Source organism: Mycobacterium sp. IS-1742 (genome assembly GCF_001500125.1).
In the GTDB taxonomy this organism is placed as follows: Bacteria; Actinomycetota; Actinomycetes; order Mycobacteriales; family Mycobacteriaceae; genus Mycobacterium.
In genome coordinates this window covers 288,049-310,196 of the sequence record NZ_LQIV01000023.1, presented here as the reverse complement: position 1 = coordinate 310,196, position 22,148 = coordinate 288,049, and the positions used below count along the sequence as shown (strand labels likewise).

18 protein-coding genes and 1 pseudogene are annotated in these 22,148 nt (G+C 69.5%); 5 read left to right on the top strand and 14 right to left on the bottom strand.

Going from position 1 to position 22,148, the window contains the following annotated elements:
- Positions 1 to 269: 269 nt before the first annotated feature.
- Genes ndk through AU196_RS15915 form a run of 6 tightly spaced genes read right to left on the bottom strand, consistent with a single transcriptional unit; the run spans position 270 to position 8,497 of the window.
- A complete protein-coding gene (gene ndk / locus AU196_RS15940; RefSeq protein ID WP_059096029.1) occupies positions 270 to 680 on the bottom strand; it encodes a nucleoside-diphosphate kinase in 411 nt (136 codons plus the stop codon).
- Positions 681 to 711: 31 nt separating this feature from the next.
- Positions 712 to 1,050: a DUF4233 domain-containing protein gene (locus AU196_RS15935; protein WP_082695740.1), complete on the bottom strand. Its 339-nt coding sequence runs from the start codon at positions 1,048 to 1,050 to the stop codon at positions 712 to 714.
- 53 nt (positions 1,051 to 1,103) lie between these two features.
- Positions 1,104 to 2,513 (bottom strand): bifunctional tetrahydrofolate synthase/dihydrofolate synthase, encoded by a 1,410-nt coding sequence (gene folC / locus AU196_RS15930; RefSeq protein ID WP_059096027.1) that lies wholly within the window; start codon positions 2,511 to 2,513, stop codon positions 1,104 to 1,106.
- Positions 2,510 to 5,167 carry a valine--tRNA ligase gene (locus AU196_RS15925; RefSeq protein ID WP_059096026.1) on the bottom strand — a complete coding sequence of 886 codons (2,658 nt, stop codon included), beginning with the start codon at positions 5,165 to 5,167 and terminating at the stop codon, positions 2,510 to 2,512. Before AU196_RS15925 ends, folC begins: the two co-directional genes overlap by 4 nt.
- A 53-nt stretch (positions 5,168 to 5,220) precedes the next feature.
- Entirely contained in the window at positions 5,221 to 6,480 is a 1,260-nt protein-coding gene (locus AU196_RS15920) for a saccharopine dehydrogenase family protein (protein WP_059096025.1), read from the bottom strand.
- Between the two features lie 10 nt (positions 6,481 to 6,490).
- A complete protein-coding gene (locus AU196_RS15915; RefSeq protein ID WP_059096024.1) occupies positions 6,491 to 8,497 on the bottom strand; it encodes a prolyl oligopeptidase family serine peptidase in 2,007 nt (668 codons plus the stop codon).
- Between the two features lie 43 nt (positions 8,498 to 8,540).
- Here AU196_RS15915 and AU196_RS15910 point away from each other — a divergent pair, with 43 nt between their 5' ends.
- Complete coding sequence (locus tag AU196_RS15910; RefSeq protein WP_059096023.1) at positions 8,541 to 9,689, top strand: FAD-dependent monooxygenase; 1,149 nt, start codon at positions 8,541 to 8,543, stop codon at positions 9,687 to 9,689.
- Between the two features lie 16 nt (positions 9,690 to 9,705).
- Here AU196_RS15910 and AU196_RS15905 read toward each other — a convergent pair whose 3' ends face one another.
- From AU196_RS15905 to AU196_RS15875, 8 genes and pseudogenes are all read right to left on the bottom strand, one after another.
- On the bottom strand, positions 9,706 to 10,215 hold the full coding sequence (locus tag AU196_RS15905) for a transglycosylase family protein (RefSeq protein WP_059096106.1): 510 nt from the start codon (positions 10,213 to 10,215) through the stop codon (positions 9,706 to 9,708).
- Between the two features lie 207 nt (positions 10,216 to 10,422).
- A pseudogene (locus tag AU196_RS15900) lies at positions 10,423 to 10,650 on the bottom strand (transglycosylase family protein); the annotation flags it as partial.
- Positions 10,651 to 11,730: 1,080 nt separating this feature from the next.
- Positions 11,731 to 12,330, bottom strand: a complete 600-nt coding sequence (gene mobA, locus AU196_RS15895; RefSeq protein ID WP_082695735.1) for a molybdenum cofactor guanylyltransferase — start codon at positions 12,328 to 12,330, stop codon at positions 11,731 to 11,733.
- A 10-nt stretch (positions 12,331 to 12,340) separates the two neighbouring features.
- Entirely contained in the window at positions 12,341 to 13,417 is a 1,077-nt protein-coding gene (locus AU196_RS15890) for a 2-oxoacid:ferredoxin oxidoreductase subunit beta (RefSeq protein WP_059096021.1), read from the bottom strand.
- Positions 13,414 to 15,345, bottom strand: coding sequence for a 2-oxoacid:acceptor oxidoreductase subunit alpha (locus AU196_RS15885; RefSeq protein WP_059096020.1), 1,932 nt, complete (start codon positions 15,343 to 15,345; stop codon positions 13,414 to 13,416). Before AU196_RS15885 ends, AU196_RS15890 begins: the two co-directional genes overlap by 4 nt.
- A gap of 307 nt (positions 15,346 to 15,652) precedes the next feature.
- Positions 15,653 to 15,799: a hypothetical protein gene (locus tag AU196_RS25570; RefSeq protein ID WP_157546362.1), complete on the bottom strand. Its 147-nt coding sequence runs from the start codon at positions 15,797 to 15,799 to the stop codon at positions 15,653 to 15,655.
- Positions 15,800 to 15,893: 94 nt separating this feature from the next.
- Positions 15,894 to 16,982, bottom strand: coding sequence for an NAD(P)H-dependent amine dehydrogenase family protein (locus tag AU196_RS15880; protein ID WP_059096019.1), 1,089 nt, complete (start codon positions 16,980 to 16,982; stop codon positions 15,894 to 15,896).
- 6 nt (positions 16,983 to 16,988) lie between these two features.
- Entirely contained in the window at positions 16,989 to 18,014 is a 1,026-nt protein-coding gene (locus AU196_RS15875; protein ID WP_059096018.1) for a Rieske 2Fe-2S domain-containing protein, read from the bottom strand.
- A gap of 45 nt (positions 18,015 to 18,059) precedes the next feature.
- Between AU196_RS15875 and AU196_RS15870 the strand changes: the two genes are divergently transcribed.
- From AU196_RS15870 to AU196_RS15855, 4 genes are all read left to right on the top strand, one after another.
- Positions 18,060 to 18,701, top strand: coding sequence for a TetR/AcrR family transcriptional regulator (locus AU196_RS15870; protein WP_059096017.1), 642 nt, complete (start codon positions 18,060 to 18,062; stop codon positions 18,699 to 18,701).
- Positions 18,702 to 18,765: 64 nt separating this feature from the next.
- A complete protein-coding gene (locus AU196_RS15865; RefSeq protein WP_059096016.1) occupies positions 18,766 to 19,857 on the top strand; it encodes a YncE family protein in 1,092 nt (363 codons plus the stop codon).
- A gap of 9 nt (positions 19,858 to 19,866) precedes the next feature.
- Entirely contained in the window at positions 19,867 to 20,691 is an 825-nt protein-coding gene (fdhD, locus tag AU196_RS15860; protein ID WP_059096015.1) for a formate dehydrogenase accessory sulfurtransferase FdhD, read from the top strand.
- Between the two features lie 91 nt (positions 20,692 to 20,782).
- Positions 20,783 to 22,087 (top strand): nucleotide disphospho-sugar-binding domain-containing protein, encoded by a 1,305-nt coding sequence (locus AU196_RS15855; protein ID WP_059096014.1) that lies wholly within the window; start codon positions 20,783 to 20,785, stop codon positions 22,085 to 22,087.
- Positions 22,088 to 22,148 lie beyond the last annotated feature (61 nt).

The window sequence follows — 22,148 nt, the reverse complement described above, 5'->3', positions numbered from 1 at the left end:
TCGTGTCGACGCGGCCACGCGAGGGCTTCCGCTGTTGTGCCCGGTAGGACTTCCCCGGGCTTGTTGTGGTCTCGCTCCGAGCGGCCCTAGGTCAGAACCCACTCAGTGCCTGGCTGAATGACGGCTGGACGGTCGGCGCCGCACCGCGTTCACGGTGGTCGCGCACGTCGAAGTCTTCATTCGGGCGACGAACTCCGGTTGAAGTCCGGCTACCCGCGACCAGTATCCCACACGACACGGCGCCCCAAGACCAGGCGCCGCGAACAGCGTCAGCGGCCGGGGAACCAGAGGTCGATCTCGCGGGCCGCGGACTCCGGCGAGTCGGAGCCGTGCACCAGGTTGTCCTGGGTCACCAACGCCAGGTCGCCGCGGATGGTGCCGGGTGTGGCCTTCTCCACCGGATCGGTGCCGCCTGCGATCTGACGGAACGCGGCGATCGCCCGGGGACCCTCGACGATTGCGGCGACGACGGGCCCGGAGGTGATGAATTCCAGCAGCGAATCGAAGAACGGCTTGCCCTCGTGCTCGGCGTAGTGCCGCCGGGCCAGGTCGTCGCTGACCGTCTTCAGCTCGAGAGCCGCGAGGGTCAGGCCTTTCCGCTCGATCCGGCCGAGGATTTCCCCGACCAGGCGCCGTTGCACGCCGTCGGGCTTGATCAACACCAGGGTCCGCTCAGTCACGGCGCACAGCGTACTGCAGCACGGTGCCCGGTCAGTCCTCGGCGCTCTGCTGACCAGGCAGCAACCCGCGCTTCTCCCGCCGCCGCACCTCGGCCCGCAGGTACACGATCAAACCCCACACGGCGGCGAACACCACCCCGATGAAGCCGATGGCCGCGTGGATGAAAAACCCCGCGATGAGCACCACCTGCAGACCGAGGTTCGCCCACAGCGCCCAGGGCCGGCCCTGGACGCCGCACAGCAGGATCAGCACGACGGCGAAACAGATGAGGAACCCACCGCTGGTGGCGGTCAGGCCGCCGTGGGAGACGGACACCACCGGCAGCGCCAGCAGCACCACGATCGCTTCCAGGATGAGCGTGCCCGCCATCACCCCGCGGAAGCTGCGCCACGGGTCGGGCGCCTGCGGTGCGGGCTGCTCGCTCACTGCGGATCCCTCCCGAACAGGGTGCGCGCGGCCCCGGCGGTGACCACCGACCCGGTGATGACCATCCCGGCGCCGGAGAGTCCTTCGCCGTCGCCGCCGGAGTCCTCGACCACCGCGGTCGCGGTCTCGATGGCGTCGGGCAGTGTGGCGGCCCGGATCACGCGTTCGGGTCCGAAGCGCTCCTCGGCGCGCACCGCGAGCGCCTCGACGTCGAGCGCCCGCGGCGAACCGTTGTGGGTGACGACGATCTGGTCGAACGCCGGTTCGAGCGCCGCAAGGATCCCGTCGACGTCCTTGTCCCCCATCACCGACACCACCGCGACGAGGAAGCGGAAGTCGAATTCGGTCTGCAGCGCGTCGGCCAACGCGGCGGCGCCGGCGGGGTTGTGCGCCGCGTCGACGAACACCGTCGGCGCACTGCGCAGCCGTTCCAGCCGGCCGGGGCTGGCGGCGGCCGCGAAACCGGCCCGGACCGCGTCGAGGTCGAGTTGGCGTTCCGCTCCCGCGCCGAAGAACGCCTCGACCGCCGCGAGTGCCAGAACCGCGTTGTGGGCCTGATGTTCCCCGTGCAGCGGCAGGAAGATCTCCGGATACACACCGCCGAGTCCCTGCAGTTCGAGGAGCTGGCCGCCGACGGCGACCTGGCGGGACAGCACGGCGAATTCGGAGTCCTCGCGCGCGACCGCGGCGTCCGCGCGGACCGCCTCGGCCAGCAGCACCTCCATGGCCTCGGGCGCCTGGCGCCCGATCACCGCGACGGTGTCGGTCGGCACCAGGTCGTCGGGTTGACGGGTGATGATGCCCGCCTTCTCCCCCGCGATCCCGGCGATCGTGTCGCCCAGGTAGTCGGCGTGGTCGATGCCGATCGGGGTGATCACCGCAACCGGGGCGTTGACGACGTTGGTGGCGTCCCACCGGCCGCCCATGCCGACCTCGACGACCGCGACGTCAACGGGTGCGTCGGCGAATGCGGCGAAGGCCATGGCGGTGAGCACCTCGAACTTGCTCAGCCGCGGTCCGCCGGCCGCCTCGGACTGCTCGTCGACCATCTGGACGAACGGTTCGATCTCGCGGTAGACCTCGACGTAGCGGCCCGGCGAGATCGGTTCACCGTCGATGGCGATGCGCTCGACCGCCGACTGCAGGTGCGGGCTGGTGGTCCGGCCGGTCCGCCGGCTGAGCGCGGTGAGCAGCGCATCGATCATGCGGGCCACCGACGTCTTGCCGTTGGTGCCTGCGATGTGGATCGACGGGTAGCCGCGCTGAGGGGAGCCGAGCATCTCGAGCAGTGCGCTGATCCGCGCGGTGGTCGGCTCGATCCTGGTCTCCGGCCAGCGGGCGTCGAGCAGGTGCTCGACCTGCAGCAACGCGGCGATCTCGTCCGGGGTCGGCTCGGGCCGGGTCATTGCGACGGCAGCCCGGCCAGGCGTGCGGTGATCCGCTCGACCTCCTCGCCTGCCACCTGTTGGCGGGTGCGGATCTTGTCGACCACCTCCGCGGGCGCCTTGGCGAGGAACGCGTCGTTGCCGAGTTTCGCGGTCGTGCCCTTCAGTTCCTTCTCCGCGGCGGCGAGGTCCTTCTCGAGCCGGCGGCGTTCGGCGGCGACGTCGACGGTGCCGGAGGTGTCCACCTCGACCACGACGGTCCCCGCGGACAGCCGCACCTCGACCGACGCCGACGGGGTGAACCCGTCGCCGGCATCGGTCAGCCAGGCCAGGGCACGCACCGCGGGCACGTGGTCGTCCAGCCCGGCCGGTTCGATGTCGGACAACCTGGCGGGCACCCGCTGCCGGTCGGCCAGCCCCTGATCGCTGCGGAACCGGCGCACCTCGGTGATCAGCTTCTGGGTGTCGGAGATACGTTGCGCCGCAACCGAATCCAACGGGAAGCCGGATGGCTGCGGCCAGTCCGCGATCACCAGCGACTCGCCACCGGTCAGCGTCTTCCACAGCACCTCGGTGACGAACGGCATCACCGGGTGCAGCAGCTTGAGCAGGGTGTCCAGCACGGCGGCGAGCACCGCTGTCGTGTGCGAAACACCCTCGCCCAGTTGCACTTTCGCGAGCTCGACGTACCAGTCGCAGAACTCGTCCCACGCGAAGTGGTACAGCGATTCGCAGGCCCGGCTGAACTCGTAGGCGTCGAAGGCGGCGTCGACCTCTGCACGCACCTGCTCGAGCCGGCCGAGGATCCACCGGTCGGCGTCGGTGAGCGCCGCGACGTCGGGCAGCGGGGCCGGGGCGGCGCCGTTCATCAACGCGAATCGCGTGGCGTTGAACAGTTTCGTGGCGAAGTTCCGCGAGGCGCGCGCGTGGTCCTCGCCGATCGCCAGGTCGCCGCCGGGGCTCGCGCCGCGGGCTAGTGTGAAGCGCAGCGCATCGGCACCGAAGGCCTCCACCCAGTCGAGCGGGTCGATGCCGTTGCCGCGGGACTTGCTCATCTTGCGGCCGTGCTCGTCGCGGATCAGCCCGTGCAGGAAGACGTTCTCGAACGGCACGTTCGCCGTGCGCGCGCCGTCGAGGGTGATCGCGGGGTCGTCCGAGACGAAAGTGCCGAACATCATCATCCGCGCCACCCAGAAGAACAGGATGTCGTATCCGGTGACCAGCACCGTGGTCGGATAGAACTTCTCCAGCTCGGGCGTGCGGTCGGGCCACCCCATGGTCGAGAACGGCCACAGCGCCGAGGAGAACCAGGTGTCGAGCACGTCGGGATCCTGTTCCCAGCCGGCCGGCGGGGTCTCATCCGGTCCGACGCAGACGGTTTCGCCGTCGGGCCCGTGCCAGATCGGGATGCGGTGGCCCCACCACAACTGCCGGGAGATGCACCAGTCGTGCATGTTGTCGACCCAGGCGAACCAGCGCGGTTCCAGGCTGGGTGGGTGGATCACGGTGTGCCCGTTGCGCACCGCGTCGCCGGCGGCCTTTGCCAGCGCCTCGACCTTGACCCACCACTGCAGTGACAGCCGCGGCTCGATCGGCTCGCCGCTGCGTTCGGAGTGTCCGACGCTGTGCAGGTAGGGCCGCTTCTCGGCGACGATGCGGCCCTGTTCGGCCAGCGCCTCGCGCACCTTGACCCGCGCCTCGAACCGGTCCATCCCGTCGAACTGGGTTCCGGTGCCGTCGATGCGGCCCTTGGTGTCCATGATCGAGGGCATCGGCAGCGCATGCCGCAGCCCGATCTCGAAGTCGTTGGGGTCATGCGCAGGGGTGACTTTGACTGCGCCGGTACCGAATTCGGGATCGACGTGGGTGTCGGCGACGATGACGATGCGACGATCCGAGAACGGGTGCGGCAGCGAGGTCCCCACCAGATCGCGATAGCGGTCGTCGTCGGGGTGCACGGCGATCGCGGTGTCGCCGAGCATGGTCTCCACGCGGGTGGTGGCGACGATGATGTGCGGTTCGTCATCCGACAGCGAGCCGTATCGGAACGACACCAGCTCACCCTCGACGTCTTCGTATTTGACCTCGAGGTCGCTGATCGCCGTCTCCAGGACGGGCGACCAGTTGACCAGGCGCTCGGCCTGGTAGATCAGGCCGGCGTCGTAGAGCTTCTTGAAGATGGTGCGCACGGCACGGGACAGGCCGTCGTCCATGGTGAACCGGTCACGGCTCCAGTCGACGCCGTCGCCGAGCCTGCGCATCTGCGCGCCGATGGTCCCGCCGGACTCCCGCTTCCAGTCCCATACCTTGTCGATGAACAGTTCGCGGCCGAAGTCCTCTTTGGTCTTGCCGTCGACGGCGAGTTGCTTCTCCACCAGCGTCTGGGTGGCGATACCGGCGTGGTCCATCCCGGGCAGCCACAGCACCTCGAAGCCCTGCATCCGCTTGCGCCGGGTGAGCGCGTCCATCAGCGTGTGGTCGAGTGCGTGGCCCATGTGCAGGCTGCCGGTCACGTTCGGCGGCGGCAGCACGATCGAGTACGCCGGCTTGTCACTCGCCGGATCCGCGGCGAAGTACCCGGCGTCCACCCAGCCCTGGTAGATGTCGGCCTCCACCGCCCCCGGCTCCCACGATTTGGGCAGGGATTCGGCGTGGGCGTCAGGGGTGGCGGTCACCCGTCAATTCTAGGGAGCGACGACACCGCCGACCGCCCGGGTCCCAACGGTGCTCAGGCCAGCCGTGAGGTCTCCAGGGACACACCGGCAGCGGGGAACCGTGCGAGCAGCGCGTCGCCCATCGCCGCCGCGGGGGTGAGGACTCCGTGCAGGTCGGACAGCTGGTCGCGGTCGAAAGCCAGCGCGAGACCCGACTCACCGAGCAGCACCGCCGTCGCCTTGTAACCGGGGTCACCCTGCTGCGACATTCGTGCCACGTATCGCGCACCGGTGGTCGTGGTGGTGTAGGTCTCGACGGTGTAATGCCCCTTCTCCCGGGTCTGCTCGCTGGGGCCGGTGCCCGGGGCGGGCAGCACGCGGTCGACGAGCTTGCGCGGCAGGCGATGGAAGTAGCGCGACCCGAGGCCCATGACCGCGGCGCTGCCTGCCGTGGTCAGCGCGGCGACCGCGGGCGCGATGGGCGTGCGACCGCTGCTCATCACCTCGGAGTACTCGAGCCGGCGGCCGTAGGCGTAATCCAGCAGCGCGTTGCTGCGCCGCACGATGCGGGTGTTCGGCCCCGCCATCGCGAACGCCGATGTCCAGTACCCGGACAGTTCGGGCGCGATCTCCGCACCGCGCCGCCATCGGATGTCGGGCTGGGCCCCGAGATCGGGTTCCGCGCCGCGGTCCGGCGAGAGCGTGTAGGGGTCGGTCATCTGCCTGCGCGCCTCGGGGTCGGTGGACGCGGTGTTGAGCACCTCGAGTATCGATGCCAGCGTGCCGCCGGAGACGCCACCGGCGAACGTGCGCACCACCATGCTGGTGTCGCCCAGTTCGCCCGCACCGTCCTCGGCCACCTTGCGGTGCAGCGCGTAGACGGTGAGATCGGAAGGAATGGAGTCGAATCCGCAGGCGTGCACGATGCGTGCACCGGTGTCCACCGCCTGCTTGTGGTGGTGGTCGATGCTGTCGCGGATGAACATCGTCTCGCCGGTCAGGTCGGCGTAGTCGGTGCCTGCGGCGGCGCAGGCGGCGACCAGCGGCAGCCCGTACTTGGTGTAGGGCCCGACGGTGGTGAGGACGACGCGGGTGCGGGCGGCCATCGCGTCGAGCGTCGAGGGCTGCGAGGCGTCGGCGGTGATCAGTTCCCAGCCCGCGGCCTTCGGCCCCAGCGACGCGCGGACCTTGAGCAGCTTGTCCTGCGAGCGGCCGGCCAAAGCGATCCGGGCACCGGCCCCGTGCTCGGCCAGGTACTCGGCGGTCAGTTTCCCGACGAATCCGGTTGCTCCGTACACGACGATGTCGAATTCACGCTGCTCTGCGGGACTCATGGCTGCGACGCTACCCGAGCAGTTCGGGCAACTCGACGTCCCGCCCGAGCACGTGCCGGGCCAGGAATGCGAACACGACCTCGTACCAGAGCTTCGCGTGCTGGGGGGCGAGCACCCAGTGGTTCTCCGACGGGAAGTAGAGGAACCGGTGCGGTGCGGCACCCGAGTCGTCGGCGGGCAGGCGCGATCTGGTGAGCAGCTCGTACCAGAGCCGCAGCGCCTCGCCGATCGGCACCCGGTAGTCCTTGTCGCCGTGGATCACCAGCATCGGTGTGGCGATGTCCTCCACGAACAGGTGCGGCGAATTGCGTTGCGCCATATCGGGTGTCATCTCGCGGGCCCACCAGTAGGCGCCGTCGGTGGTGGCGCCGAACTGATCGAGCGCCCACAGGCTGGCGTGGGTGACGATCGCGTCGAACCGGTCGGTGTGCCCGGCGATCCAGTTGGCCATGTATCCGCCGAACGAGCCGCCCATGGCCGCGGTGCGGTCGCCGTCGATGCGCGGATCGGCGATCGCGGCGTCGGTGGCGGCCATCAGGTCCGTGTAGGGCGCCTCACCCCAGGCACCCCAGCCGCGCTGGATGAAGTCCTGGCCGTAGCCGGTGGACAGCGCCGGGTCGGGCAGCAGCACGGCATAGCCCTGCGCCACCATCAGCCACGGATTCCACCGCCAGTGCCAGGCGTTCCAGCTGGCGAGCGGTCCCCCGTGGATCCAGAGCAGCAGCGGCGCCGGGTGGTTGCCGTCGGCGCCGGTGGGCACCGCGAGCCATGACCGCACCGCGGCGCCGTCCGGCGCGATGGTGGTGAGCTCGTCCAGCGTGCCCGGAAGCGCCGGGGCGTCGACGGTGGGCAGGACGGTGACCGCACCGTCGGGGGCGATGCGCACCGGGTGCGGCGGGGCGGCGTAGCTGTGCCGGATCGCGTAGACGACACCGCCGGGCGCGGTGGTGACGTCGGTGTAGGTGTGGTCGTCGTGGGTCAGCCGGGTGACCGCACCGGTGTCCGGGTCGACCAGGTAGATCGGTCCGCGCCCGTTGTCGTCGGCGGTGACGACCAGGGTCGCACCGTCGCGGCTCCAGGTGACCGACGTCGGCCAGCGGTCCCATTCGGCGGTCAGTTCGCGCATCGATTCTCCGAACCGCATGCAGCACAGGGTTATCCGTGGCGCCAGCAGCGGAGTGGAGATCGTCTCGCGGGTGAACGCCACCGCACCGCCGTCCGGGGAGATCGCCGGATGACCCAGGTCCGCAGCGGGGTCGTCGGCGACCGTGCTGCGCTCGCCGCTGCCGATCTCCACGCGCACCAGGGAGTCGCGCAGCGCCGCCCCCGCGGAGGGGTTCTGCCACGAGGTGACGAGGAAACGGCCGTCGTCGCTGAGGTCGACGCCGGCGTCGCGCAGCCCGCCGCCGGGCCGGGGGGTGAGATCGCGGCCGTCGGCGGCGTCGAGCAGATGCGGTTGGTCGGGTCCGAGGTCGTGGTCCCAGGAGCGGACCGGGTAACCGCTGTGCAGGACGGCGGAGACCTTGTTGTCCTTGCGCAGTGCGCGCAGCCTCCTGTCGTCGTCGAGGTCGGCGGCCGAGGCCAGCAGCGGCGCGCTCACGACGGTGACTCCTGCGGCCCTGGCGCAGTGCACGCCCGACCCGCCTCCCGGCGGGGCGAGTTCCTCGACCGCTTCCCCACCTTGGGCGGGCAGCCGCCACAGCGCGGCGGGTGCGTCCGTTCCGGCGTCCTTGGTGGGACGCGAGGCGAGGAACAGCAGATCGCCGCCGGGGGTGAACGCGGGTGCGCGCTCCCCCTTGACGCCGCGGGTGAGGCGGCGGGCGGGCCGGATGCCATCGGGGTCGAGCTCCCAGATCGCGGTGACGAACGCGGTGCGCTCGTCGTCGAGCTCGCCGATCGTGGTCACCACCCGCGACCCGTCGGGCGAGACGGCCAGACCGGACACCCGTGGCAGCGCGAGGTAGGCGTCGACATCCGCGAACGGGGACGGCATCGGGGCGGACACAGTGTCGGGCATGACTTCAAGTAGGTAGCACACCGGTGCGCGTTAAGTTCGACCGATGTCGCAGCACATCTTCGTCGTCGGCGCGGGTATCGCCGGTCTGGCCACCGCGGTGGCGTTGCAGCGGATCGGTCACCCGGTGACGGTCGTCGAGGAGAAGGTGGACACCTCCGCCGGGGCCGGCATCAGCATCTGGCCCAACGCGCTGGCCGCTCTCGACGCGTTCGGCCTCGGCGACGCGGTCCGCGCCTCCGGCGGCCGGGTGACCGCGGGCGCACTGCGGTGGCAGGACGGTGCGTGGTTGCGCCGGCCGTCGGCCGATCGGATGGTGCGCTCGCTGGGCGAACCGCTGGTGGTGACCCGACGCGCCGACCTGACCGAGATCCTCGCCGACGCGCTGGCGCCCGGCACCGTGCAGCTCGGGCTCGCCGCCCGCGAGATCGACACGACGCCCGGCGGGGTTCGCGTGACACTGTCGGACGGTTCGATGCGCGATGCGGCCGCGGTGATCGGCGCCGACGGGGTCGGCTCGCTGGTGGCCCGTCACCTCAACGGGCCGCTCCGGCACCGCTACGCCGGGTACACCGCATGGCGGGGCGTCGCGAACCATCGCCTCGATCCGGAGCTGGCCGGTGAGACTCTCGGGGCGGGCACCGAGGTGGGTCACGTCCCGCTGGGGCCCGACCACACCTACTGGTTCGCCACCGAACGCACCGCCGCGGGCGGCTCGATGCCGCGTGGTGAGCTCGACTATCTGCGACACAGGTACCGCGCCTGGGCCGAGCCGATCCCATCCCTTCTCGCGGCCACGGTCGCAGACGACGTCTTGCGCAACGACCTCTACGACCGCGAGCAGGCGCGGGTCTGGTCGCGGGGGCCGGTGACGCTGGTCGGCGACGCGGCTCACCCCATGCGGCCGCATCTGGGTCAGGGTGGCTGTCAGGGCCTCGAGGATGCGGCCGTTCTGGCGCGGTTCATGGAGATCGAGGGCGACGCGGTGACCGCTTTCGGACGGTTCGCACGGTTCCGCCGGGCCAGGGTGCGGGCGCTCGTGCGGGAGTCGAGATTCATCGGACGCGTCGTCAATCTCCGCCCCGCCGTCCTGAGCGCGCTGGCGAGCAGGGCGACGGTGGCGATACCCGAGGCTGCGGTGAGCCGGCATCTCGCGTCGATCGCGGCGCGCTCGGCCTTCACCCTCCCGGCTTGACCGCCACCGGCGGAAATCAGCGTCGTGCGGTCAGCGGGCCCAGCACGGTCGAGCACAGATGCTTGAGGTCGACGAGCCCGAGCACGCTGCCGGAGCGGACCGCGGCGCAACCGGTGGCCGGGCGGGGTGCGGCCGCCGGGGCGGCGACCCGCGGGGCCTGCGGCGCGTTCCACACCGCGGCGCTGGCGGCGACGCCGCGCGGACCGCACTTCGGCCAGGCCTTGAGTCCCTGGGTGGCGAGCACCCGTTCGGCGACCTGGATCTGCTCACCGCGCGAAGCGGTGGCCGGATTGCCGCGCCCGCCGTGGGACGCCCAGGTGGCCGGTTTGAACTGCAGGCCGCCGTAATGGCCGTTCCCGGTGTTCGTCGACCAGTTGCCGCCCGATTCGCACTGCGCGATGGCGTCCCAGTTGACCGAGTCGGCGCTTGCCGTGGCCGACGAGAGGAACATCGGGACCAGCGCGAAGGCGGCGCCGATCACCGTGAGCCAGATTCCTCGGATGAGAGCGTGACGGATGTTCATCATGTTGCGGTCCTTCCCCGACCGTGTGACACCAGGACCGCGGTGGAAGGACTGCACTCTTCCGCAGCGGTTATCCGGGGTGTCGGGTGACGGACATCACGTGTTACCAGGGTTGCGAAAGTTTTAGTCGTTACTTATCTGACGTAAGGGGCCTATGAGAGCAAAGGGGCGGCACCAGTGGTGCCGCCCCTCTCTGCGTCTCGGCGTGCGTCAGCCACGCCCACCGCAGGTCGGCCATGCGCCGATGCCCTGACTCTGCAGCACGTTCTCGGCCACGCGGATCTGCTCCTCGCGCGAGGCGTTGTGCGGCGAACCCGAGCCGCCGTTGGACTGCCAGGTGCTCATCGAGAACTGCAGGCCGCCGTAGTAGCCGTTACCGGTGTTGATCGCCCAGTTGCCGCCCGACTCGCACGCGGCGACGGCATCCCAGTTGACGCCGCTGTCCGCATTCGCGGTGCCGGCGCCCAGCGCCATCGGAGCCACAGCGAGTGCCCCGGCAAAGGTGGCCAGCCCAAGCGTCTTGCGGATGTTCTTCAACTTCTGTCCTTTCGACAAGCGCGCACCATCGACGCCCGGCATGCGGGCGCGCCGCCTGAAGCACAGGCTGGGAGAGCTGGGCCGCACCGTCTCGGTCAGGTGCGACATGGGGAGCTCGACATGCTCCGCCGGGACTTCAGCCCGACGTCCGCTGGGCGATCACGCCGTCCGCGGCCCCACTCACGCGCAGGTTCGTGGTTTGGAATTATTTGCTCCGGGTCAGGAGCTGTCGAGGACGCTACAAAGACCTCGCCCAGAAGTCATATCCACCGAATGCCGGATGCGGGCAGATAACGAGATGATCACGAACAGCTGTGAGCCCTCTAATTCGCAGGTCAGCCCATGATCTGCGGGGTGGCCCCGGACGAGTGCGCGGTCCTGTTTTCGTGAGTCAAATCACCGTGTTTTTGTGACCTGGACCACGCGGCAGGATGTTTGACCAGCGTAAATGTGGTCACGGCCGGTTCGCCGGCCTCCGACGGGCGCATGGACGGAGAACCGGTTCGCTCGCACGAGCCCGGCCGCCGCGCCGACCGCCCTCGCCCGCAATTCCGTTGCCCTGCAGCGTAATTCAGCCCCAGCGCGGCGCCAACGGGGTGTGTGGGCCCCGCCTGAGTAGCGCCGAGATATCTTGTCGCACAAGGGGATCACGCAACGCTGTTAAAGCCCCGGCAATCCCGGCCCACCCAGTTGACGCTCGCGAAAAGGCCCGCACCGGCCTTTACCGGACATTTCTCACGCAGCGCCGGCATTGCCTGGCTGCGGATCCGACGACGGGCATACCCGACGGCGGGCCGAAATCCGCACTCCACGAGGGGATCTGGGCCGAGTTATCCGGTGAATGGCTCACGTAAGCGCATTTATGGAACTATTTTCCAGACAGGTGATCACGAAGACATAAATGGTGCATTTACAAAAGTATCCCGCCGAATTACGCCTCAGAGATATGTGAGGATACCAACCAGCAATTTGCTGGCTTCTTCAGCCGACGACGGGCAGTTCGGCTGGGGTGTTCGCGTTGGTGAGCGCCCGCTGCTCGGGCATGACGATCCGTTGGGTGTCGACGGTGTCGGTCAGGGCTCGCATGCTGCGCTCGCCCGCGGCCACCAGATCCGCGATGTGGCCGGCGAGCGACGTGCGGTAGACACCCGCCAGATAGTGGTCGCGGCCGTCCCACGGCAACACGACGTCGACACCGAGTCGTTCGGCGGGTACCGCGAGATCGTCCACGAAGTCCATCGTCAGATACGGCAGGTCCACGGCGCAGACGAACGCCCACTGGCATCCCGCCTCGGCGGCCGCACGCAGACCCCTCCCCGTGGCCAGCAGCGGCCCCACCCCGCGCACCTCGTCGCGCAACACATGGGCAGCCAGATCCGGCAGGGGCTGGCCCGGGGCGGCGATCACGAACACCGGCGCACAGCGCCGACCGACCGTCGTCACCACGTGCTCGACGAGTGTGGTGGGTCCCGACGGGCCGTCGATGACCACGGTCGCCTTGTCGCGTCCCATCCGGCGCGACGCGCCGCCTGCCAGTACGACCGCGGCAAGCGGTACGGGTGACGTCGCCCCCGGGATCACCTAGGTGACGTTAGTCGACAGTCCAGGTGTCCTTGCCGCGAAGCAGCGATTGCAGCGCCGCCGTGTCGTGCGGTTTGGCGTCGCGCGCCGACCGGACCTGGTCGCGGGCGGCGTCGTCGTAGGTGGGCCGGTTGACCTGCCGGAAGATGCCCATCACCATGTGCTCGAGGTTCTGCTCGCTCAGGCGGGACAGCGCGAACGCGTACGCCGGATCGTCGACCTCGGCGTTGTGCACCACGATCTCGTCGGCCGACACGTCGGCGGTCTTGGCGACCTCCAGGCCGTAGCCGGACTTCACGACGCAGTACTCGCCGTCGGCACCGAAGGTGATCGGCTCGCCGTGGCGGACGTTGATCAGACGCTCCTCGGCGCCCTCTTTCCGCAGCGCGTCGAACGAACCGTCGTTGAAGATCGGGCAGTCCTGCAGGATCTCGACCAGGGCGGCGCCGCGGTGCTGGGCCGCGGCCCGCAGCACCTCGGAGAGTCCCTTGCGGTCGGAGTCCAGCGCGCGACCGACGAACGTGGCCTCGGAACCGAGCGCCAGGGAGACGGGGTTGAACGGGTAGTCCAGCGAACCCATGGGCGTCGACTTCGTCACCTTGCCGACCTCGGACGTCGGCGAGTACTGGCCCTTGGTCAGGCCGTAGATCCGGTTGTTGAACAGCAGGATCGTGATGTTGATGTTGCGGCGCAGCGCGTGGATCAGGTGGTTGCCACCGATCGACAGCGAGTCCCCGTCACCGGTGACCACCCACACCGACAGGTCGGGACGCGCCAGCGCGAGCCCGGTCGCGATGGTCGGCGCACGCCCGTGGATCGAGTGGAAGCCGTAGGTCTCCAGGTAGTACGGGAAACGGCTCGAGCACCCGATGCCGCTGACGAACGCGATGTTCTCGCGGCGCAGACCCAGTTCGGGCAGGAAGTTGCGGATCGTGTTCAGGATGACGTAGTCACCGCACCCGGGGCACCAGCGCACCTCCTGGTCGCTGGTGAAGTCCTTACCCTTCTGCGGCTGGTCGGTGGTGGGCACCCCCGCCGTCTTGGACAGTGGCGTCAGCGGTAGATCGGACCCGATGAGATCGGTCATGCGTCAACTCCCACACCAGCTCCCACGGTGGCCGCAGCCAACCGCGCGAACGTGGCCTTCTCGTTTTCCTTGTCTGCCAGTGTGCCGTCGATGGCGGAATCGATGATGCCTTCCACCTCGTCGGCCAGGAACGCCATGCCTTCGACCTTGGTCACCGACTGCACGTCGACGAGGAACCGGGCCCGCAGCAGCAGCGCCAGCTGACCCATGTTCATCTCCGGCGCCACGACCTTCGGGTAGCGCGCCAGCACCTCGCCGAGGTTGGCCGGAAAAGGGTTGAGGTGACGCAGGTGTGCGTGGGCGACCTTGATGCCCTTGCGCCGGGCCCGTCGGCACGCCTCGCCGATCGGTCCGTAGGAGCTACCCCAGCCGATCAGCAGCAGGTCGGCGTCACCGGTCGGGTCGTCGACCTCGAGGTCGGGCACCGAGACACCGTCGACCTTGGCCTGGCGCAAGCGCACCATCAGGTCGTGGTTCTTGGGCTCGTAGCTGATGTTGCCCGACCCGTTGGCCTTCTCCAGGCCGCCGATGCGGTGCTCCAGGCCGGGTGTGCCCGGCACCGCGAATTGCCGGGCCAGCGTCTCGGGATCGCGGGCATACGGGGCGAACTCGTCACCCGGTTGGGCGAAGGTGTGGTCGATCCGGTCGTACCCGGCGACGTCGGGGATGCGCCACGGCTCCGACCCGTTGGCGATCGCGCCGTCGGACAGGATCATCACCGGGGTGCGGTAGGTCAGCGCGATCCGCGCCGCGTCCACCGCGATGTCGAAGCAGTCCGAGGGCGACCGCGGCGCGAGCACCACGACCGGCGACTCGCCGTTGCGGCCGTAGAGCGCCTGCAGCAGGTCGGCCTGTTCGGTCTTGGTGGGCAGGCCGGTGGACGGGCCACCGCGCTGCACATCGACCACGACCAGCGGCAGCTCGGTCATCACGGCCAGGCCGATGGCCTCCGCCTTGAGCGCCACACCCGGGCCCGAGGTGCTGGTGACGCCGAGGGCGCCGCCGTAGGAGGCGCCGATGGCCGCGCCGATGCCGGCGATCTCGTCTTCGGCCTGAAAGGTCAGCACGTTGAAGTTCTTGTGCTTGGACAGCTCGTGGAGGATGTCCGAGGCCGGGGTGATCGGGTAGGTGCCGAGCACCACCTGCGTATCGGCCAGCACCCCGGCGGCCACGAGCCCGTAGGCCAGCGCGGTGTTACCCGAGATCTGCCGGTACTCGCCGGACTTGAGCTTCGCCGGGGAGACCTCATAGGTGGTGGCGAACGCCTCGGTGGTCTCACCGAAGTTCCAGCCGGCCTTCAACGCCAGCACGTTCGCGGCGGCGACATCGGGCTTGCGGGCAAACTTCTCCTGAATGAACACTTCGCTCTGGTGCAGTTCGCGGCCGTACATCCACGACAGCAGGCCGAGCGCGAACATGTTCTTCGCGCGCTGGCCGTCCTTCTTCGACGCGCCGATCTCCTCGACGGCACCGAGGGTCAGCGTGGTCATCGGTACGGCCTGCACGACGTAGTCGGACAGCTCGTCGGTCTCCAGCGGGTTGGCGTCGTAGCCGACCTTGGCCAGGTTGCGCTTGGTGAACTCGTCGGAGTTGGCGATGATCAGGCCGCCACGGGGCAGGTCGGAGACGTTGGCCTTGAGCGCGGCGGGGTTCATCGCGACCAGAACGTCGGGCCGGTCGCCTGCGGTGAGGATGTCGTAGTCGGCGATCTGGATCTGGAACGACGAGACGCCGGGCAGGGTGCCCTGAGGAGCGCGGATCTCGGCCGGATAGTTCGGCTGCGTCGCAAGGTCGTTGCCGAACAGCGCCGCCTCGGACGTGAAGCGGTCTCCGGTGAGCTGCATGCCGTCACCGGAGTCACCGGCGAATCGGATGACGACCTTCTCGAGCTTCTGCCGCGGTGCGGCGCCGTTGCCGTTCAGCCCCATCCCCCTGCCTTTCCCACTGTCAGCAGCGGGTCCACCAGTTAGCGGGCGCTACGGCGCGCCGTCGGCGGACGACCCACATACGTTCCGAATAGAAGTTGATGTCACTCTCAGTACCGATTATTGCACTGTTCTTAGGGATGCCGATACCACACGTCACACCGCCGCGCCGGGCAGGGTCGACGAAATCCGCTGCTCAGCGGGGTGAAGCCGGCCCCGCAGACGGATTTGTGTGGTCTTCGTCACGTTTGGAGAACGCGATTCTCCTAAGAAAAGGTTACCCGTCGGTAGCTGTCGGCTAGCACCGGATCTACGGCCGGCGGCCGCCGCCGGGCGACGAATGACGGCGTTCGTTCCACCGGAACCGGAACATGAGGATCTGGCGGTGGGCACGCCACCCGACCGACAGCGGGTCGCGCCAGGCCGGCGTGCGTGACCAGTCGGAATCACCATCCATGCCTCAATTGTGCAGATCCGCACGCGGTTGGCACGCCGGCGCGCATGTGACGTCGGCATCGGATCGGTGAACAGTGTGTTGCGAATCTGCCGGGTCAGAGCCTGAACCGGCCCGCGAATCCGCGCAGCGGTAGATCAGCGCTGGTCAGCAGCCCGGGCGGGGCGGCGACGACGGACGCGATCGCATTCAGCGCGGGCAACCCGGTGACGGTCATGCCGATCGAGGCGAACGCTGCGGGATCGGACAGGTCCACCCCGGGCCTCGGGAAGATCATGTGCTTGTTGTAGATGCAGGGATCGCCCTTGATCTGGGTGATGTAGCAGCCCTTGATGTCCCAGCTGGGGTCGGTGTGCGGGGTCATCTGCCACTCGAGGTGCGTCTCGACCCGCGACACACCGTCGACCATCCCCTGGTACTTGATGTAGTTGCCGCCCAGCGATCCCTTCGGCAGCCGGTACCACCCGAGGTCGACATCCCTGGTGCAGGCGCCGAGTTCGTAGGAGAAGGTGACCTCGTCGAGTTCGAGGCCGAAGCAGTCGGCCATCATCAACACGCTGTCGGCGAAGACGCGGGTGTACTTCTCCAACTTGCCCGGGATCTCCGGGTCGTCGACCGGTTGCCCGTACCCGACCTCGATCCAGGTGTCCCGGCTGTGGTGACACGACACGTCGACCGATTCGATCGTCGTGACGTTCTCGATCTCCGCGACGTCGGCGGAGCACACGACGCCGAGGATCTGGTTGACGCCGGGGTTCATACCGGTGCCGTAGAACGTGGAACCACCCCGTGTGGCCGCTTCCGCCAGCACCTGGGTGACCGGCCGGCCCGACGGGTGCGGGTGGTTGTGGTCGCGGTGCCAGCCGGTGATCCAGTCGGCGGTGGTGACGATGTCGATGCCGGCCTCGAGGACTCTGACGTAGAGATCCTCGTCGGGGAACACGCCGTGGAACGTCAGGACGTCGGGTCGTGCGGCGATGATCTCGTCCAGGGTGCCGGTGGCGATCACGCCGATCGGGCCGATCCCGGCGATCTCCCCGGCATCGCGGCCCACCTTTTCCGGTGTGTAACAGTGCAATCCGACGAGTTCGAGGTCCGGCCGGTGTTGCAGTCGCCTGATCATCTCGGTGCCCACGTTGCCCGTGGCCACCTGGAAGACCCGGATCGGGAAACGCCTGTTGGACATTGTGCTTCAGCCCTTCTGTAGTGCGGCGTGGACGTCGGCGGCGCTGCCACCGATGCCGTCCGGATAGAACTGCTTGGCCCACGTGCGGATCGCGGTGAAGCCCTCGTACTCGGCGGTGGCCAGCGCCGGCGGATCGGAATAGCGCTGGTGCGACCAGATGTGGATGTCCTGGGCGAACTGGCGGATGACCTCCTCGCCGAAACTGCGCGCCTTGTCCGCGGCGCGCTGGTCGTCGCGGCCCGGTGTGCGCCCGATGTAGACCATGAAGCGGACGTCGGAGGTGCGCTCGTCGACGGGGGTGACCGCCGAGATCGTGCGGTTGTCGACCATCCCCCAGCTCTTGGTCACCGCGACCCCCAGCCCACCGTTGATCGCCTCGACGCCGCTGCGCACGTCGTCGATCGACTGTCCCTCGTCGCCCTCGAAGGTGATGGTGAAGTCGACGTAGGACACGGGTGCGGCGAAGTCGTGGCGGGTGAACACGGGGACGATCGGGGTCTGGTGCACGAACTTGAAATGCGCGAAGTCGACCCCGTTCTCGAGCACGTACTGCGGGTGCATCTCCAGCGACTGGCGGAACAGCCGCTGCTGCGGGTAGTAGTCCGCGGCGCTGCTGCCGTCGTCGAACGATGCGAAGACGTCGGGGGCGTCGAAGTAGGGGTCGCGGCCCGAGACGTCGTGCCAGATCCAGATGGCGTCGTTGCGCTCGACCACCGGGTAGGTGGTCATCCGCCGGCCGCGGTTGGGCCGGTCCTGGTACGGGATGCAGACGTTGCGGCCTTCGGCGTTCCACTGCCAGCCGTGGAACGGGCACTGGATGACCTCGTCGACGACGTGGCCGCCGTGCCCGAGGTGCGCGCCGAGGTGTTCGCAGTAGGCGTTCATCACCGTGACGCGGCCCGACTGCGCGCGCCACGCGACCATCTCCTCGCCGAAGTAGTGCATGGTGCGGACCTCCCCGGCGCGGACCTCGTCCGACCAGGCCACGCAGAACCAGCCGGTCGGCTTCATCGACAGCGGCGGTTTGGCCATTGGACAAGAATCACAGAGGGCTCTACGATTCGTCAAGTGGCAGAGGTGACCCGGCGTACGAACCGGCGCGGACAGGCCACCCGGGACGCGATGCTGGACGCCGCGCTGCGCACGCTGGCCACGGGTGACGCCACCGCGGCGTCGGCCAACCGCATCGCCAAGGACGCGGGAGCCACCTGGGGTGCGGTGAAGTACCAGTTCGGAGACATCGACGGGCTCTGGGCCGCGGTGCTCGAGCGCACCGCCGAGCGTCGCGGACAGCTCGCACCCGCGCTCTTCGCCAAGGCCCTGATCAGCAGGTCGAGGACCACCCCCGAGGCGCCGCTGCGGGAGCGTGTCGCCGCGATCATCGACGTGCTCTTCGACGGGTTGTCCGCCCCCGACTCCCGGGCCATCGAGACGCTGCGCGCAGCGCTGCCGCGCGACGGGGCCGAACTCGAGCGGCTCTATCCGCGGACCGCGGCCGAACTGCAATCCTGGGGCCAGAGCTGGATCGAGGCGTGTCAGACCGCCTTCGCCGACGTCGACGTCGACCGGGAGCGCGTACGCGAAGTCGCGTCGTTCATCCCCGGCGCGATGCGCGGGCTGGTCTCCGAGCGCCAGCTCGGTTCGTACTACGACCTCGATCTCGCCCGGCGTGGGCTGACCAACGCGATCGTCACCTATCTGCAGCCCGTACGGACCTGAGGCACGTCACAGCGCCGTCACCGCATCGGCCGGCGACGCCACGGCCCGCGGGGTATCCGAACCCATGCGATCGCTCACCGCCGCGGCGGCCGTCTGCGCCGGGGTGCTGATCGGCGGCTGCACCGCCGACCCCGAGGCGCCGCCGACGGCCCCGACACCCCCCGCCACGCCGACCACCACCGGACTTCTGCCGCCGGGGGTGCCGACGGAGGGCAGCCGGCCGCCCAGCTCCGGTCTGCCGCCGCCGGCCGAACCGCGGAGTGCACCACCACAGACCGCGCCGGTGCCCGGTCGCATCGTCGCGGTCGGAACGCAGCCGGAGGGCATCGTCGCCGACGCGCGCACCCGCACGGTCGCCGTCCTCACCCGCAAGCCGAACGCATTGGTCCTGCTCGACGCCGACACCGCCGAGGTCACCGCCCGCACCCCGCTACCCGGGTTCGGCCGTCACCTGCAACTGGCCCGGCCCGGCGGCCCGGTGCTGGTTCCCGTGGAGAGCGCCGACGCGCTCGTCCGTGTCGCGCTGCCCGGTGGTGAGGCGCAGCCGCAGATCGTCACCGGCACGTTCCCGCACGACGCCTCGGAGGCCGCCGACGGCACGGTCTTCGTGGCGAACGAACTCGGCGGCACGGTCACCGTCCTGCGGGGCGACGAGATCCTCAAAGTGTTCACCGACAGCGTCCAACCCGCCGGTCTCGCCCCGGTCGACACCGTGATGGGGATGCTCGACGTCCGCACGAACGACCTCACCGTCTACGACACCGAGCGGCTGACCGTCGTCGGCACGACACCCGCGGGCGAGGGACCGACGCATCAGGTCGCCGACCGGCACGGCCGGTTGGTCGTGACCGACACCCGGGGCGACGCCGTGCGCGTGTTCAGCCCGCTGCCACAGCCGCGCGAGATCGGTGTCGTGGCCCAGCCCGGCGGCCCCTACGGGATCACCTACGACCCGACCCGCGACCGGGTGTGGGTGACGTCCTCGGGCACCAACGAGGTCGTCGGCTACGACATGACCGACCCGACACCGCGGGAGGTGGCGCGGTTCCCCACCGTGCAGAACCCCTACACCGTCGCCGTCGACCCCACGACCGGCCGCCTGTTCGTTGCCGGCCTCACCGGAGGCGTCGTCCAGGTCGTCGACGTCACCTCCTAGGCTGGACGCATGGGTCGTGTCACCGCGCGGCGGCGCGTCCACCACGTCACCGCCGACACCAGCGTCGCGCGGCCGGAGACCCTGGTGGTCGAAGAGCCACTCGAGATCCGGGTCGGCGGTGAGCCGCTCACCGTCACGATGCGCACCCCCGGCTCGGATGTCGAACTGGCGCAAGGCTTTCTGCTCACCGAAGGAATCGTCGGACACCGCGACGACGTGCTGACGGTGCGGTACTGCCGCGGCGCCGGCGACGACGGCGTCAACACCTACAACGTGCTCGACGTGACGTTGGCGCCGCACGTGTCCGCGCCCAGCCCGAACCTGCGGCGCAACTTCTACTCGACCTCCTCGTGCGGCGTGTGCGGCAAGGCCTCGCTGGAGGCCGTGCAACTCATCAGCCGACACGGTCCCGGGGACGACCCGGCACGCGTCAGCGCGGACACGTTGTCCGCGCTGCCGGACCGGCTGCGGGCAGCGCAGAAGGTGTTCGCGTCCACCGGCGGACTGCACGGCGCCGCGCTGTTCACCGCCGGCGGCGAGATGCTCGTCGTCCGCGAGGACGTCGGCAGGCACAACGCCGTCGACAAGGTGATCGGCTGGGCGGTGGAGGCCGACCGGATCCCGCTGGCGGGCTCGGTGCTGCTGGTCAGCGGCCGCGCCTCGTTCGAACTGACGCAGAAGGCGGTGATGGCGGGCATCCCGGTGCTCGCCGCGGTCTCGGCGCCGTCGTCGCTGGCGGTCGACCTGGCCGGTCAATCCGGGCTCACCCTGGTGGCGTTCCTGCGCGGCCAGTCGATGAACGTCTACACCCGGCCCGACCGCGTCACCCGCTGATCTCCACGCGATCTCCACCGAACCTCCAAGCTCGGACACCTCCGCCTGGCCGACCATCGGACATCCGATGGACACCAGCCAGGAGGTTGCAATGCCGGAAGTACTGATCGCATCGATGTCGCCGATCGGCCACATCGGACCGCTGCTCAACGTCGCCCGCGGGTTCGTCGACCGCGGCGACCGGGTGACGGTGCTCACCTCGGCCTCGCGCGACGCCATGATCCGTTCGGTCGGAGCCCGTCCCCGCGCGCTGCCGCCGCAGACCGACATCGACGAGAGCCGGCTCAACGAACGCTTCCCGGGGCGGGCCGAGACGTCCGGCATCGAGCGGGTCGACTTCGACATCACCAACGTCTTCGTCGCGCCCATGCCGTACCAGGCGGCGGCACTGGCCGAGGCGTTCGCCGAGACCCGCTACGACGCGGTCATCGCCGACGCGATGTTCTTCGGCATCATGCCGTTTCTGCTCGGCGAACCCACCGCCCGCCCGCCGATCCTGGCCTACTCCACCACGCCGCTGTTCATCAGCAGCCGCGACACCGCACCCTTCGGGATGGGGCTGGCGCCCTCGTCCACTCCGCTGGGCCGCCTCCGCAATTCGGCTCTGACCACGCTGACGCACCGGGTGTTGCTGCGTGGTTGCCACCGCGCCGCCAACGAGATCCTGTCCCGGATGGGCAGTCGCCGGCTGCCGACGTTCGTCACCGACGCCGCCCTGCTCGCCGACCGGTTCATCGCCCCGACCGTCCCGGAGTTCGACTACCCGCGCAGCGATCTACCCGCCCATGTCCGCTACGTGGGCGCCGTGCATCCGGCACGGACGCAGGGGTTCCGTCCCCCGGCGTGGTGGGACGTGCTCGACGGCGGGCGCCCCGTCGTCCATGTCACCCAGGGCACCGTCGACAACGCCGACCCCGGGCGGTTGCTCCTGCCGACCATCGAGGCGCTGGCCGACGAGGACGTCACCGTGGTGGCCACCACCGGAGGCCGTGAACTCGCCGAGCCGCCCACCGGGTTCCCGCCGAATGTTCATGTCGCGCAATTCATCCCGCACGACGTCCTGCTTCCGAAGGTCGATGTGATGGTGACCAACGGCGGGTTCGGCGCGGTGCAGCGGGCGCTGTCGCTCGGGGTGCCGCTGGTGGTCGCGGGCGACACCGAGGACAAGCCGGAGGTCGCGGCGCGGGTCGCCTGGGCGGGAGCCGGCGTCGACCTGCGGACCGGCTCCCCCACGCCTCGTGCGGTCCGCTCCGCGGTGCGCGAACTGCTCGGCGACCCGCGGTATGAGGAGAACGCGCGGCGCCTGGAGGTCGCCTACGCGCGCCGCGACGGCGTCGCCGAGATCGCCGCGGTCATCGACGAGGTCCTGGCCGAGCGCAGCCCAGCGGTCCGGTGACGAAAACGGCGGTTGTCCACCCACCGGCGCCCGCCGACGAGGATCATCCGTTCATCGGCCT